This is a genomic window from Nostoc edaphicum CCNP1411, assembly GCF_014023275.1.
Taxonomy (GTDB): Bacteria; Cyanobacteriota; Cyanobacteriia; order Cyanobacteriales; family Nostocaceae; genus Nostoc; species Nostoc edaphicum_A.
This window is the reverse complement of record NZ_CP054698.1, coordinates 5,711,509-5,726,047: the sequence shown is the minus strand read 5'-3', so window position 1 is coordinate 5,726,047 and position 14,539 is coordinate 5,711,509. Positions and strand designations below refer to the sequence as shown.

Below are 14,539 nucleotides of genomic sequence, written 5' to 3'. Positions count from 1 at the left end.
GAGAGAAACTACTATCTTCCTTCTGACACATCTATCTATGGCTAGAAAAACACAACGTCTTTTGCTGCTAATTATTTCCTGTAGTATGACTGGTGTAATTTTAGGAGGTACTGCTGGTTGGGCAGAAAGTAATCTCTGCTTGGGAGACAGTAAAGTTACCAGTGAGTGCCTAACCCAAGATCCAACTCAAAAAACTATCCAAGGAATGAGTACCGGATTGGTAGCTGGGGCTGGGGCTGCTTTCGGTGCAGTATGGCAGTTACGGCATGAAGATTGAGCATGAACTACCACTAACCCGGAATTTCGGGTTAGATTAGGTTTCTGTACTAATTAGCCAGTGCCTCCACTTTTACTTTCGCCCAGCATAAAGTCATGTGGGTCAATAATCCTTATTTATGTGGCTTTGGAAGAATACCGATCTATTAATGCACGAGCAAATTTCTGGTGTTGTTCAGCTAGATATTGAGGAGAGATGAACTGAGCATTGCCCATGAAGCGGTACACCCAGCGACAAAACTCCTCCAGCGATCGCTCAGGCAATTTAACAATGTAATCTACATAAGTAGGTTTGCCATCTTTTCCCTTCGGGCCCAGTTCAATTTTTTGCTTGGGATGTCGCTTCTTGCCCTCTTGGATAAATTCCATAACTTCAGGAAAAAATCGAACTTTCACTTCTACAAGCTTTAATTCTCCACAAATCTTCCGTCGTTGATTCTTCTCTTGAAGCTAACTTTAACCCCCAACCTGCTTCTAAGAGTCGATGAGCGATATGCACGCTTTTCCATTGGATGTCTGACCCTCGGACTTGGCTATCCAGGAGCTTGAAGCGATCACTTTAGCGATCAATACGTGATACCACAAGATGACTTTAGTAATTTTGTAAGCAAGATGACACAATATAACGCATTAATCAATAGCAATATCACAGACTACTTAGATTTTTACTGTGACTTAGTTTATGCACCTGGATTTGCTGTTTTGCTCAAAGGAGAATGGGGATCTGGTAAGACATGGTTTATCAAGAAGTATTGCAAAAGCATAAAAGAAAAGAACCGGAAATACTTGTACGTTAGTCTTTCCGGTGTGACTACCTTTTCGCAAATAGAAGAGGCCTTCTTACAAGCAAAAATTCCCATTCTGTCATCAAAACCCATAGCGTTATTACGTAGCTTAATCACACAAGCTTTAAAAAGTACAGTAATCATGGATATTAATGGTGATAACAAAGCTGACGGAAGTCTAACTTTAGGGTCTACAAGTGATAGCCTAGCTAAGTATCTTATAAATCTCGATGAAACTATTTTGATATTTGATGACTTAGAACGATGCGATATGAGCATCAGTAGTGTATTGGGGTACATAAACAGTTTTATTGAACATCAAGAATTAAAAGTAATTATCGTTGCAAATGAAGTTCTATTAGAGGAAAAATCTAATTACAAAGAAATCAAAGAAAAATTGATTGGTATAACTTTTGAAATTGCTCTTGATTTTGAAGGTGCATTAGAAAATTTTATTATTAAACTAAAGAATCCAAATGTCAGCAAGTTCTTGTCAGACAACACTGAATTAATCCAAGACTTATACGATAAAGCTCAATGCGGTAATCTAAGAATTTTAAAGCAAATTGTTTTAGATTTTGAGAGAATTTTTGATACATTATCAGAACAAGCTAAAAATAAGCCAGAGCTTCTTCAGGATATTTTAAAGCTACTTATAGCTTTTTCAATTGAAATTAGACGCGCAAAAATACTTCCCAAGGATATTGGCAGTTTGCTACAAGAATATGCAAATATATTCGTGAACAATATTCACAATAGTAGTTATAGACCACCAAGCTCAAGCATAAATGAGGATAGCAGCAAAAAAACGCCGGTTCAAGAAATACTTAGGAAATATCATCCGTTAAAATTATATGACCCATTTCCTAGCGCAATATGGTGGCAAACTTTCTTTGATAAAGGTGCATTAGATGCAAAAGAACTGGAGCGTTCACTTTCAATTAGCCAATATTTCCAGGATGAAAATGCTCCTGACTGGGTTAGGCTTTACTACTTTTCTAATCTTACTGAGGAGCAATTTGATTATTATCTTAAAAAAGTTGAATCAGAATATACCAATATAAATACAAACACAAACATTTTTGATATTGGAGTAATTAAACATATTACAGCGCTTTTCTTAAAGTTTTCTGATGCCGGATTATACAATTCCACTAAAGAAAACATTTTAGATAAGTCAAAGCTTTATATTGACTACTTAAAAGATACAAGACAGCTAGATATTACATCTCAATCTGTGCTTTCATGTGAACACTATGATAGACTCAGTTTTTACGTAAATAAATCTCCAGAATTTCAAGATTTTTGTTGTTACATTAACCAAGTCATAAAATTAGCAAGAGTTGAAAACCTACCTAATGTTGCTCAAGAATTGCTTACTATTATGCAAACAAATGTAGAGGTATTTAGTAGTATGATTCATGTCGGTAATTTTCACATTCGAGATAGTTCAGAGCCAAAATACTATGAAGTACCAATTTTTAAATATATACAACCATATAACTTTGCAGAAAAATTTTTATCTATGAAATTTCAGCAACAGCAATCTGTTTGCTGGGCAATAGCCGAAAGATACGATATTGATAAATTTAATGAAAAATTAATTGAAGAATTGGAATGGCTTAAAGATGTTAGGAGTTTATTACTAAAATCGGCTCACACAAAAGGGAAGCTTACTGAATATCGTTTAAAATCGCTGATCGAAAATAATTGGAACGAAGTAATTCAAAAGCTTGAAGTAATAGCGCATCGATTGCAGCAACAGCAATTGGAAAATAAACCGACGTAGGGATCTGACCTTTATAAGCAAGAAATTAAGCCAGATGGTTGAGATGCAAAGAAGCAAGCATATGGGCGCATTTGCATTCTTGGTAGCTTATAGAGAATAATCACAAATAAAGCAGCTTTGGCATCTTCATGCGAGAGAATAAATATAAAATATGGCGATCGCAATCGATTTTGGTACTAGCAACACAGTCATTGCTCGTTGGAACCCTGTAACCCAGCAGCCAGAAACCCTGACTCTACCAGGTTTATCAATTAAACAAAGTCTCAATCCGCCACTGATTCCCAGCTTGGTTTATGTTGAAGACGCAACCCAAAATAAAGTCTTAGTCGGGCAACAAGTACGCGATCGCGGTCTTGACCTCAAAGGCGAAACGCGATTTTTCCGCAGCTTCAAACGCGGTATTGGTGCAAATATCCAAGGTTTCTTACCCGAACTAGATGGGCAAATTGTCACCTTTGAACAAGTCGGGCAATGGTTCCTCACCAAAGTAATTGAGGAACTAGCACCCCTGCAAGGTGGCTTAGATTCTCTGGTGTTAACCGTACCCGTAGACAGTTTTGAAGCTTATCGTCACTGGTTGGGAAACGTTTGTCAATCCCTTCCCGTCGAACAGGTGCGAATGCTGGATGAACCCACAGCCGCCGCCTTGGGTTATGGCTTGGCAGATCAAGAAATTCTCTTGGTGATTGACTTTGGTGGCGGTACTTTGGATTTGTCTCTTGTGCGGTTGGATCAAGGTGTGCAAGCAACCACAAAGCCGCTGGGATTTATCCTCAAGTGGGGTAATAAGTCCCTGGCTGAAGATTCAAAACAAAAAGTTAAAACCGCCCGTGTCCTGGCGAAAGCTGGGCAAAATCTGGGCGGTACTGATATTGATAATTGGTTAGTAGATTACTTTGCCAAAACTCAAGAGTTGGCGGTAAGTCCGTTGACAACAAGATTGGCAGAACGGGTAAAAATTCAGCTATCAACTCAAAATCAAGCGAGTGAAGTTTATTTTGATGATGAGACATTTGAAAGCTATGAACTAGAATTAAACCGCGATACTTTTGAAGATATTCTCAAAGAACACGCATTTTTTGAGTTACTAGATGAGTCGATGACGACACTGTTGCAACAAGCAAGACGCCAAGGCATAGAACTTCCAGATATTAATGCAGTTTTGTTAGTTGGTGGAACTGTGCAATTGCCGGCAGTGCAGACATGGATTAAACAGTATTTTGAGCCAGAAAAAATCCGTTGCGAACGTCCTTTTGAAGCGATCGCTCAAGGTGCTTTACAGTTAGCACAAGGGATACAAATCAAAGATTTTCTCTACCACAGTTATGGTATCCGCTACTGGGATCGCCGCAACCAGCGTCACAAATGGCATTCTTTAATTAAAGCTGGACAAGCATATCCAATGAGTCAGCCAGTAGAATTAGTCTTAGGCGCTTCTGTGGAAAATCAGCCCAGTATTGAACTAATTATGGGAGAATTGGGAGCAGATACAGGTAACACCGAAGTTTATTTTGATGGCGATCGCTTAATTACTCGCCGTCTAGACAGTAATGAAACCAGCGTCAAACCCCTCAACGATCAAGAAGGCGCGAGGACAATTGCCCAATTGACACCAGCCGGATATCCTGGAAGCGATCGCATAAAAATCCTCTTTCAAGTTGATGAGCAACGCTTTTTGCGAATCACCGTTGAAGACTTGTTAACAAATGACACACTTTTGGAGAATCAACTTGTGGCACAGTTGAGCTAGATATAATGTACGACAAGTTATTTTTAGCTATCCATCTTTAACCATCCAAAAACTTGATTGACGGTTAGTGCAAGTTCAATTTCTGGTAATACAGGCAAAAAATCTTCTCCCTGGATTAACTCTGGTTGTTGGCCCGGACGGAAAACCAAAATTGAGCGATCTCTTGGATCAATTAACCATCCTAGTTGGCAACCATGCTGTAAGCAATAAAGGATGTTGCCAATTACTCGGTTTGAACTCTGTTCTGGGGAGAGGATTTCTATTGTCCAATCTGGCCACAGCAAAAAATCGTTAGGAACTTCCCCATCAGCATCAAATGGAATTCGTGACCATTTAAAAACCGCTACATCAGGCACAATTGACCGGATACCAAAGCTACAGCGCAACTCTGGGAATGCATAAGCAATTTTTTGGCTTTCTGCTACTTCGTTAATGCTATTGCAGAGTCTTAGCTGCAATCGACTATGCTTCCCTTTCGGCATTGGCTTTTGGATAATCTCACCATTAATATATTCACTCGCAGGTTTTGTTTCTGGGAGCTTCAGAAACTCCTCTAGGGTAAGTAGTTGAGTAGTTGAGTAGCTCATAGCTCCTAAATCCCTCGAAGATGTGTATTTTAGTCTAGCAGTGATGTAGAGTGTGTCACACTCAGCAATTCTTACCTGTCCATACATCCAGGTAAGAATTCTAACTTTTCACGTTATGTGGAAAAGTCCACGAAAAACCTAACCCCCTAACCCCTTCCCGATGCGGGAAGGGGGAAATTCAAAGTCTCTCTCCTTCTAGGAGAGAGATTTAGAGAGAGGTTTTCCAGATGCCGTGAAAAGTCAGTAAGAATTGCCACAATGATTAATTCATCTTCACGATAATTCGTTATTAAAACCCCTAATTACGAATTACGAATTACGAATTATTTCCGCACCACTACTAAAGTTCCATTTCTAGCCCAGTTGTAAAGATTGCGAGCTTGCTTAACAGGTAAATTTACACAACCGTGGCTGACGGGAGTTCCAAAACGATTATGCCAGTAAGCGCCGTGGATGGCGTAGCCTCTGTAGAAATACATTGTGTAAGGAACGTCAGGAATATTGTAGCCCCTGCCTCGCATCCGGTGAGTGCGATACTTAGAATTAATCCGAAATTTACCTATGGGTGTAGGGGTCGATCGCTTACCTCCAGAAATTCGGTATGAATAAACAAGTTTATTACCTTCCCATGCACGTAAGCGTTGCTCTGACAAGTCAATTTCAATCCAGCGAGGTTGGGATGTTTGCCTGATATTAGATGCAGTGATGCTGTTTTCATTCACTGACGCGGCTGTTGCTGTAGTCAAGCTGGGTGTACCTGCTAAAGGTGATGACCAAGAAAATAGAGTTGCCACCACCAGCGCCACGCCTGTACAAAAATTCCCTGAGGAGCGAATCTTACCACTGCGAATCCAAGATTGCATTATGCCTCACCTTATAAACTACGCAAAAATTATGAAGTGAAGTAATTGTCTGGAAAACTAAAAATTTCCAGACAATTACTCGCTTCCTGTGGAGGATTTACGCAATTCATCCGCTAATGCTTCTTAAGACAATTCCTAAGCTAATCTGCGTCCAATTTGCTCATTTGTCATTTGTCATTTGTCCTTGATAAATGATGAGTCCTAACTAATGACCAATGACTAATGACCAATGACGACCTTTACAAAAAATCTGTCATTTAAATACCTAAATGCAAACTTTCCCCGAATTCATATTTGCATTTGTAATTTCACACAGGAATTGTCAGGATTTACGCTTATTTTTTGGGTAAATTGTTGAATACCCTCTTCTATATTTTATTTCAACTTCAGTAATTCCGACTCCGAAGATTCCCAGCAAGATTTTATGCTGGGAATCACTTAAATTGTCTTGATTTGTTGTTATTTCTAGTTGTACTTCAATTGACTTCTGGCTACTTCACCTACTATTTATGGATGACTACTGGTGTTCCTATTGTTGCCCACTCAAATAGCCATTTAGCATGTTTAGGTGCAAGATTTACACACCCGTGGCTTACTGGAGTGCCAAATCTCTTATGCCAATAAGCTCCGTGAATACCGTAATTACCTTGGTAAAACATCGCATGAGGAACGTTGGCAACATCGTAACCCCTTCCCCGCATCCGCGTAGTTTTGAACTTGGATTGAATATTAAAAGTACCAACAAGAGTAGGAGTGGATTTTTTGCCAGAGGAAATGGCACTTCCATAAACAACTTTGTCACCTTGCCAAGCTATCAATCGTTGCTTTGAAAGATTAATTTGAATCCAACGCTTATCTGATTGTTGTAATGTCTGGATTTTTTGTGCAATCACTTGATTTTTGGAATTCGCCCAAACTTCACTCGTTCCAGTAGTAGTAAAAACACTTAAGGACAATGCTGTACCAGTGAGGAGTATTTGTAAGCGACGCACCCAGTCAGAATAAATCATTTTTTTCATTTTAGATACACTCACACTCAAATCATGAAGTCTTGAGAAACTTATCAGCTTTCACCTTTATTTCCCTATCTACTACTTTAATAGACGTGAAGTTTTGATGATTTGATTCTAAGCTAACCTAACTGTCGCATTAGGTTTTTTGCCCCAAATGCGATCGCTTCCCAATTTCTCTCTGTGACAAGCTTTTGAGGAAATAATTCACCGCTCAAACCTACAGCGATCGCTCCGGCTTGTAAAAATTCTTTAGCATTTTCGAGTGTCACGCCGCCAGTAGGAATTAAGGGAATCTGACGCAGCGGCCCTTGCAAACTTTTGATATACTCAGCCCCTCCTACTGCTTGCACGGGAAACACTTTTACACAACTAGCACCCTGACTCCAGGCGGTAACAATTTCTGTGGGAGTCAGCGCTCCTGGTATAATTGGCACATTTTTTTCTACCGCTGCTTGAATCATTGCTGGATCAACGTGGGGTGTGAAGAGGAATTGCGCCCCAGATGCGATCGCTTCTTGTAACTGCTGCACATTGAATAGCGTACCAGTGCCAATGATACAGGCTGGTAATTCCGAACGTAATTGACTGATTAATTCCCCAGCGCGATCGCTATTCCAGGTAATCTCAATTAGCTGCATTCCCCCAGATGCTACAGCCATTGCCATTTGCTGTCCTAATTCGATTTTAGGGGCGCGGATGACTGCGATCGCTCGGTGTTTTTGCAACTGTGATAACCAAACTTGATTAGGCATTTTGACTGGAGACTATGGGCTAGAGACTAGGGACTGGGAACTAGAGAATAATTTTCACTCTAGTAAATACCTAATTTTCAATCCTAGTACCCAATGCCCAATCCCCTTAAAACTTGCTTCTTGCATCAAGCTATGAGATATTAGACATATAACATCAAGTCTATCGACTTGCCGTAGTTTAAGATAAAATGCCTTAGCGTTTGGATCTCCAAGGAGTAATTAAAATGACAATTGCACGACAAAACATAGCAGCATCCTTACCAATCACCATTCACGATTCCGAAAGCGTGGATCTAGGCAACCTGTGGAAGCTTGTGCGACTAGGTGCAAATAGATTTTTGTGGCACACTAAGGCGTATGGAACGATTCTAGGTGTTATGCTGCTAACCCTGGTGAGTCTGATTTTGTTAAGTATGCATTGGTTTTACCGCAGACTGTTGCCATTTTTCAGCTATCGAGTCAAACCCTGAATTTTTATCAAACAGCCAAAACTCATTTTTGATAAGCACTTCACGCTTTTTATCATTTATGGGGGGGGCGATCAAAGCGTTTAAATCCAAATATACTGAGCTTATTGCCATTATTGTCAATAAGTTTTGTTTGCTCGCTAGCTAGAATTGCGATTTAGCGATCGCACATAATTTACAGTGTTAAAAAACTTTACATTGTCAGAACTTTAGGTGTTTGTATTCAACACATTTCTACAGTTTTATTCATCTTATTTATTCTTTTTATATAAAGGGAGCTATAGAACCACTTTTTTAGTTAAACATAAATTTTATGTGATATATTTCTGTAATCAACAATACCCGTGGTGTAGATAATACTGTAGTAAATTTTAAAATTTAGTATTATGTCTAGTCAAGAACAAAATTCCAACAAAGCATTAAAGCAAACACAAGCTAGCGCAACAAAGAAGAAGAAGAAATTACAACCTCCCCCAGACATCAAAAAACCAAAGAAAACCGAATAAAAAGCTGTATAGTTCCTTGTAGAGACTTAATTTAAGTCTCTACAATTACCATCAAAAATAAATCAGCTTATTTATTTTTTGCTTGAGTCTTTGCTTGTTCCAAAGCTATTTCTTTGATTGCCTGATATGAATTAACATTAGAAGTACCTTCAATAGCTTTAACTGCCAAATCCTGAACTTGTTTGAGAGCCGATTCAAGTTGTTTAGAAAGATTTTGAATCCGCGTCTCTTGATTAGTAATAGTTTGTTCTAAAGATTGTAGTCTTTGTTCATAGAAACGCTTTTGCCCTTCCACTTCTTTAGAATATAAATCAGATTTTACTTTAGCTTGGTAGTGGGCGATGCCTTTGCCTTCTTCTGTAGCTTTTTTTATAGCTGCTTCTTTATCTTTCGGAAAAGCCTCTACCTTGGCTTTTAACTCTTCAAATTGTTTCTCTCTCTCAGAAATTGCTTTCTCCCGTTCAGCCCACTGTTTTTCCGTTTCTTGTAATAATTCTTCCAGTTGCTTATATAGTGCTTTCTGCCCTTGTTCGTATTCGTCACTTTCTCGTTGCCGCTGGAGTTCTAAATTATACTTGTACTCTGACGCATCACGTTGTCGAGTTTTATTCAAGTTTTCATTCCGTTCTTTTATCGTCCGTTGCTGTTCCTCTTGTTCTTTTCCCCAAGTATTCCTTTGCTCTAATATTTCTTGGAATAACACTTCAGAACGCTGGCTATATTCTTCCTGATAAGCTTTAGTATTATCTTCATAGGCTTGGATGAGAGTATCCAATATATCATCAGAAACTTCTAAATTGTGCAACTGTGTTAGTTGTTGGATTTCTTCTTCTAAAGTTCGTCTGATTTCTTCCAATTTAGAGGCTTTTGTGGTTAGCTGTTCTGATAATTCATTAGCAGCACTGCCAAAACCTAATTGAATCTTCGCCAAGCTTTCAATTGTATTGTTCATCTTTTGTTGGACACTAGAAAGCTGATTCATAGGTGTTTTTTGTTCTAATTTAGGCTGTTCTTTAGTTCCAGATTGGTTTTCTTTGGCAACTTGATCGAGTTCTGATTTCAGTGCTGCTTTTTCTTTAGCTAACTCCTCATACGCCTGAAGAATTTCTACTTTAGTATTCTTATCAGTCGGTTTTTTTACCACCACAACAAACCTCCTCTTCAGGAATTAAAAATGGTTAAGATGCTACAGACTCAAAACTATTTAGGATTAGAACTACCAAAAGCCCTCATAGCTAAGTCTTGTGCTTGTTTTAATGCAGTTTGCAATTGAGCAGAAATGCCTTCTATTTGCTCAGACTGTTTCTTAATTGTTTCTTCCAGAGATTGAATTTTCTGTTCATAACTCTGTTTGTTAGATTCCCATTCCTTCTCAAATAAATCAGCCTCAATTTTAGCTTTTTGGCTTGTTTCTTTAATTGCTTCTTCTCTAGCTTTCTTAACGGCTTCTTCTAGTTCATTAGGAAATGTACTTACCTTTTGTTCATAGTCTGCAAAGAGTGGTTGCCGTTCAGCAAATATCTTTTCTCGTTCTGCCCAATCTTTATCTTTCTTTTGAGAATTTTCTTGTATTTCTCTTTGTTGTTGGCGCTTTATTGCTTCGTAGCTGTCTGTATTTAGTTTACGAGTAGTTTCTAACTTATACTGAGATTCTTCTTGTTCTTGCTGGCGATCTTTGGCTAATAAATTGTTATATTCTTGGAGTTTTTCCTCATACTCTGCCTGCTCTTTTTGCCATTCTTTCCGCCTGATTGTAATTTCTTTTTCTAGTGCTTCTCTTTTGCTGATAGTATCTTGTTCAAGGATTTTTAATTTTTCTTGGTGTTCTTGGCTTAAAACGTCTAGAGTATCTGCTACAACTCTAATTTGTTGAAGCTCTTGTAGGCGTTGAGTTTCAATTTCTATAGCTCGGTTTAATTCATCTAACTTAGAATTTTCCTGAGCTAGTTTTTCAGATAATGCGTTGAGAATACTGCCAAATTCCAATTGTAAATCAGCCAAACCTTTGACAATACTATCAACGGTATATGCAGAAGCCGCTTGCAGTATTTCTTGACTTTTTGCCTTTTCTGCTTCCTCTTGTTTGGTTGCTATTTTAGATTCCAGCTTTTTTCTTTGGATAATAATTTGTTGAAATGCTTGCATTAGTTGTTGTTTGCTGTCCTTGACTCCAACTGTAGTCATCTTCCAACTCCCTTCAATAGGCAAATGATTTATTGGGTAGCAAGCCATACCAAGGACTACCCTATGCAGACATCAGGGTAGCTTTTAAATCAACATTTTTAACCCGGTGGAAATACTGAAATGATCAACAGAGGATACTTAGGTGGTGTACGAATTTTCCACATATATATCCTTATGTTTTTCAAGTATATTTTCCCTTCAAAACTTAATAGTACTTTTGTACTAAAAAGAATATACCTAACTTAATCTGCTTTTGTCAAGACAACCATTTGTACAATTCCGTCAGAAAATGTTTCCCCTATTTTTAGGACAGAATCGAAGCTATTTAGGAATTTGAAAATGCAAAGTCCCTAATTAAAAGACTATTACAAGCTTGCAGCCACACTGTTTGATACTTTATGAGTCCGTTGTGGTGTATGTTACTCTTTGTAAAGAAAATCTAAAAGAATTAACCCTAGTAGAAGCGCGGTTACAGTTAGGCGAGATAATAAACTCATCATCCTAATTGATACAAGCACAGTCCCAGACTTTTGTGATATCAATGTATACCACTGAATCGACCAAGTATTCTGCCAGAACGGACATTGGACAAACCAGCCGTATTCTAGTAGTAGAAGATGAAGAATTAATCCAGGAAATGCTAGCTGTAGCTCTGGAAGAAGAAGGTTATGGGGTGATAACTGCTCCCGATGGGCGGTCTGCTATAGAGTATCTCAAAAGTTTTGAAACCAATTCTGGGGAACCGCCCTTTGATCTGGTCATTCTTGATTTGATGCTGCCGCAAATCAATGGGCTAGATATTTGCCGTTTGCTGCGTCATCAAGGCAACCCAGTACCTATTTTAATGCTCAGTGCTAAGGGTAGTGAAACTGACCGGGTTCTGGGATTAGAGGTGGGAGCAGATGACTACCTGACTAAACCATTTAGTATGCGCGAGTTAGTGGCTCGTTGTCGCGCTTTACTCCGCCGCCAACGCCTAAGTAATTTACCACAACTACCAGTATTAAAATTCAAGGATGTCACTTTGAATCCCCAAGAATGCCGAGTACTGGTTCGTGGTCAAGAGGTGAGTCTTTCCCCCAAGGAGTTCCGCCTGCTGGAACTGTTTATGAGTTACGCCCGGCGGGTATGGTCACGGGAACAATTGCTCGATCAGGTTTGGGGGCCAGATTTCGTCGGCGATAGTAAAACCGTAGACGTTCACATTCGGTGGTTGCGCGAAAAATTAGAGCAAGATCCCAGTCATCCCGAATATATTGTGACTGTAAGAGGTTTTGGCTATAGGTTTGGATAATTAGTTTGGATAGTTGTTAGTTTTTAATAGTCACCAAAAAACTAACAACTCAAATGCTTTTATTGGGATTTTTTCTGGGTTTAGCGGTAGGCATTGGGTTTTGGATTTGGCAACAGGTTCAACTTAACCGCTACCTGGGGCGCTTAATCCGACCGTTAACCCCCCATTCTTATAAGATGGGACTGCTGCTAATTCCTGGGTTGCGGCAGGAAATAGCAATGGTGAAGCAGCAGCGGCAAGATTTGCAGCAGTCGTTGCAAACTTACCAAGACCTGCTAGATTTTGCACCAGTAGGATATTTGCAGGTAGATGAGGAAAATCAACTGCTGTGGTGTAATCGACAGGCGCAGGAAATTTTGTATCTGCAAAGGTGGCAACCAGAACAGGTGCGCTTGTTACTGGAGTTGGTAAGGTCTTATGAACTTGACCATTTAATTGAGCAAACTCGTGATTGGCAAAAACCACAGACGGGAGAATGGATATTTCACCCATCTTGTGATGATGCGGCAGAGATGGCAGCAAGAAAATCTTTGGCTTTGCGGGCGTCTAGCTTGCCTTTACCCAATGGACAAGTGGGAGTCTTTTTAGAAAATCGTCAACCCCTATTGGATATAAATCAAGTACGCGATCGCTCTTTTTCTGATCTAGCCCACGAACTCAGAACACCACTGACTTCGATTCGCTTGGTTGCGGAAACTTTACAAACCCGCTTGGAACCACCTTTAAATCGTTGGGTGAACCGCTTGATGCAGGAAGTTGATCGGCTAATTAACTTAGTGCAAAGCTGGCTAGACCTTACTCAAATGGAAGCAAACCCAACGATGCAATTACAAACCAAAGTTGTAGAATTGCGATCGCTGATTGCATCTGTTTGGGAAACACTAGAACCCTTGGCAGGGCGTCAACATCTGTCTTTTTCTTATTCTGGCCCAGAAAATCTTTGGATTAAGGCAGATCAAGCCCGTATTTACCAAGTTTTTCTCAACTTGCTAGACAACAGCATTAAGTACAGTCTTCCTGGTACAAGCATTCACGTCGAAGCAAAAATCCAATCGACGAATAATAATGAGGGCGATGCTGCTTCCCCAATCTTAGAAATAAATCTTATTGATTCTGGAGTTGGGTTTTCTGAGGCAGATTTGCCCCACGTTTTTGAGCGATTTTATCGAGGAGATAAAGCGCGAACCCATTCCCCACAAGATAGTAACTCCATAGGAGCGATCGTTGGCAATGGTTTAGGTTTAGCGATCGTTGAGCAAATTCTAATTGCCCACGGTGGTTCAATCAAAGCGATGAACCATCCCGAAACTGGCGGTGCGTGGATGCAACTCCAATTTCCTGAAGTTATGGCAAACTCATTAAGCCAAGACTATAGTTAATAATATCTTCACCTTTGAGATCACAAGTGTGAAAGCTGTCCATTACAATCCCAATCCTCAAAGACCACAACTCGCACGCGCCATTAGGCGTTTAGAACGGGATGTATTACGTATGGGTGCTTTGGTAGAACAATCATTTCGCCTCAGCCACCAAGCGTTATTTGCTCGTAACTTAACAGCAGCGGAAGAACTTCCTCGATTAGATAAAAAGATTGATCGCTTTTATAGACAAATCGAATCAGACTGTACGGCGATTATGACGCTACAAGCGCCTACAGCCCCAGATTTGCGCTGCTTAAGTGCCTTTATGCAGTTGGTGCGAGACTTAGAGCGCATTGGCGATTATGCTGAGGATTTAGCTGAGATTGCGATTAAAATTTTTCCTTATGAGCCTCATACATCAATGCCCGACATTGAGGCTATGTCCCTTCACGCGCAGGCCATGCTAGCAACTAGCTTGAAGGCTTTGGGAGATTTCGATGAAGCCGGCGGACGCCGTTTAAAGCACCTAGATGATACTGTAGACGATGCTTACGATCGCGTTTATCAGACTTTAGCTCAACAACGGGATGTGCCTGGTGTGGTCGAGCCAATTGTACTGCTAGCACTGGCAATTCGTTGTTTGGAACGCATGGCAGATCATGCCACTAATATCGGTCAAAGGGTAGCATATATTGTCACCGGTCAACGCTCTTAATTAACCTACTGCCCCGATCCCCGACTGATTCAAGAAGTCGGGGATCTAAATCCAGCCAAAATAAGCGCATTGCAAACTGCTGTATCTTCTAACTATTTGCGCCTACATACTTACTTAGCGCCGTGTGCGACTTTCTTTCAAACCTAACCCCCAGCCCCTTCCCTGCAAGGGAAGGGGAGCAAGAATCAAAGCCTCTC

Annotated in this window: 14 protein-coding genes; 7 read left to right on the top strand and 7 right to left on the bottom strand. The window is 39.9% G+C overall.

What is annotated here, in order from left to right; genetic code table 11:
- The first annotated feature begins 37 nt into the window (after positions 1-37).
- Positions 38-277, top strand: a complete 240-nt coding sequence (locus tag HUN01_RS26965) for a hypothetical protein (protein ID WP_181928723.1) — start codon at positions 38-40, stop codon at positions 275-277.
- Between the two features lie 116 nt (positions 278-393).
- On the opposite strand, the gene HUN01_RS26960 is transcribed toward HUN01_RS26965, so the two are convergent.
- Positions 394-672: a WCX domain-containing protein gene (locus HUN01_RS26960; RefSeq protein WP_181928722.1), complete on the bottom strand. Its 279-nt coding sequence runs from the start codon at positions 670-672 to the stop codon at positions 394-396.
- A gap of 177 nt (positions 673-849) precedes the next feature.
- Between HUN01_RS26960 and HUN01_RS26955 the strand changes: the two genes are divergently transcribed.
- Together HUN01_RS26955 and HUN01_RS26950 are read left to right on the top strand one after the other, a co-directional pair.
- A complete protein-coding gene (locus HUN01_RS26955; protein ID WP_238845657.1) occupies positions 850-2,850 on the top strand; it encodes a P-loop NTPase fold protein in 2,001 nt (666 codons plus the stop codon).
- Between the two features lie 151 nt (positions 2,851-3,001).
- Positions 3,002-4,600, top strand: a complete 1,599-nt coding sequence (locus HUN01_RS26950; protein WP_181928721.1) for an Hsp70 family protein — start codon at positions 3,002-3,004, stop codon at positions 4,598-4,600.
- Positions 4,601-4,623: 23 nt separating this feature from the next.
- On the opposite strand, the gene HUN01_RS26945 is transcribed toward HUN01_RS26950, so the two are convergent.
- The 4 genes from HUN01_RS26945 to HUN01_RS26930 all read right to left on the bottom strand — a co-directional run bounded on the left by HUN01_RS26945 (position 4,624) and on the right by HUN01_RS26930 (position 7,815).
- The gene (locus tag HUN01_RS26945) at positions 4,624-5,187 is read right to left on the bottom strand and encodes a Uma2 family endonuclease (RefSeq protein WP_181928720.1); all 564 of its coding nucleotides are present in this window, start codon (positions 5,185-5,187) and stop codon (positions 4,624-4,626) included.
- A gap of 323 nt (positions 5,188-5,510) precedes the next feature.
- The gene (locus HUN01_RS26940) at positions 5,511-6,050 is read right to left on the bottom strand and encodes a L,D-transpeptidase (RefSeq protein ID WP_181928719.1); all 540 of its coding nucleotides are present in this window, start codon (positions 6,048-6,050) and stop codon (positions 5,511-5,513) included.
- Positions 6,051-6,553: 503 nt separating this feature from the next.
- On the bottom strand, positions 6,554-7,069 hold the full coding sequence (locus tag HUN01_RS26935) for a L,D-transpeptidase (protein WP_181928718.1): 516 nt from the start codon (positions 7,067-7,069) through the stop codon (positions 6,554-6,556).
- Positions 7,070-7,182: 113 nt separating this feature from the next.
- A complete protein-coding gene (locus HUN01_RS26930) occupies positions 7,183-7,815 on the bottom strand; it encodes a bifunctional 4-hydroxy-2-oxoglutarate aldolase/2-dehydro-3-deoxy-phosphogluconate aldolase (RefSeq protein ID WP_181928717.1) in 633 nt (210 codons plus the stop codon).
- Positions 7,816-8,039: 224 nt separating this feature from the next.
- Between HUN01_RS26930 and HUN01_RS26925 the strand changes: the two genes are divergently transcribed.
- Positions 8,040-8,285, top strand: coding sequence for a hypothetical protein (locus HUN01_RS26925; protein ID WP_181928716.1), 246 nt, complete (start codon positions 8,040-8,042; stop codon positions 8,283-8,285).
- A gap of 570 nt (positions 8,286-8,855) precedes the next feature.
- On the opposite strand, the gene HUN01_RS26920 is transcribed toward HUN01_RS26925, so the two are convergent.
- A complete protein-coding gene (locus HUN01_RS26920) occupies positions 8,856-9,935 on the bottom strand; it encodes a coiled-coil domain-containing protein (protein WP_181928715.1) in 1,080 nt (359 codons plus the stop codon).
- A gap of 53 nt (positions 9,936-9,988) precedes the next feature.
- Complete coding sequence (locus HUN01_RS26915) at positions 9,989-10,972, bottom strand: coiled-coil domain-containing protein (RefSeq protein WP_181928714.1); 984 nt, start codon at positions 10,970-10,972, stop codon at positions 9,989-9,991.
- A gap of 541 nt (positions 10,973-11,513) precedes the next feature.
- On the opposite strand from HUN01_RS26915, the gene HUN01_RS26910 reads away from it, so the two are divergent.
- Genes HUN01_RS26910 through phoU form a run of 3 tightly spaced genes read left to right on the top strand, consistent with a single transcriptional unit; the run spans position 11,514 to position 14,342 of the window.
- The gene (locus HUN01_RS26910; protein WP_069070698.1) at positions 11,514-12,266 is read left to right on the top strand and encodes a winged helix-turn-helix domain-containing protein; all 753 of its coding nucleotides are present in this window, start codon (positions 11,514-11,516) and stop codon (positions 12,264-12,266) included.
- A gap of 53 nt (positions 12,267-12,319) precedes the next feature.
- The gene (locus HUN01_RS26905; RefSeq protein WP_181928713.1) at positions 12,320-13,645 is read left to right on the top strand and encodes a sensor histidine kinase; all 1,326 of its coding nucleotides are present in this window, start codon (positions 12,320-12,322) and stop codon (positions 13,643-13,645) included.
- Positions 13,646-13,673: 28 nt separating this feature from the next.
- Positions 13,674-14,342, top strand: a complete 669-nt coding sequence (gene phoU, locus HUN01_RS26900) for a phosphate signaling complex protein PhoU (protein WP_181928712.1) — start codon at positions 13,674-13,676, stop codon at positions 14,340-14,342.
- Positions 14,343-14,539: the final 197 nt, after the last annotated feature.

Bases quoted from the DNA above. Each gene is read 5' to 3' on its own strand.
- HUN01_RS26965 (WP_181928723.1), top strand. From the start codon at position 38: ATGGCTAGAAAAACACAACGTCTTTTGCTGCTAATTATTTCCTGTAGT.
- HUN01_RS26950 (WP_181928721.1), top strand. From the start codon at position 3,002: ATGGCGATCGCAATCGATTTTGGTACTAGCAACACAGTCATTGCTCGT.
- HUN01_RS26945 (WP_181928720.1), bottom strand. From the start codon at position 5,187: ATGAGCTACTCAACTACTCAACTACTTACCCTAGAGGAGTTTCTGAAG.
- HUN01_RS26940 (WP_181928719.1), bottom strand. From the start codon at position 6,050: ATGCAATCTTGGATTCGCAGTGGTAAGATTCGCTCCTCAGGGAATTTT.
- HUN01_RS26935 (WP_181928718.1), bottom strand. From the start codon at position 7,069: ATGAAAAAAATGATTTATTCTGACTGGGTGCGTCGCTTACAAATACTC.
- HUN01_RS26930 (WP_181928717.1), bottom strand. From the start codon at position 7,815: ATGCCTAATCAAGTTTGGTTATCACAGTTGCAAAAACACCGAGCGATC.
- HUN01_RS26925 (WP_181928716.1), top strand. From the start codon at position 8,040: ATGACAATTGCACGACAAAACATAGCAGCATCCTTACCAATCACCATT.
- HUN01_RS26915 (WP_181928714.1), bottom strand. From the start codon at position 10,972: ATGACTACAGTTGGAGTCAAGGACAGCAAACAACAACTAATGCAAGCA.
- HUN01_RS26910 (WP_069070698.1), top strand. From the start codon at position 11,514: ATGTATACCACTGAATCGACCAAGTATTCTGCCAGAACGGACATTGGA.
- HUN01_RS26905 (WP_181928713.1), top strand. From the start codon at position 12,320: ATGCTTTTATTGGGATTTTTTCTGGGTTTAGCGGTAGGCATTGGGTTT.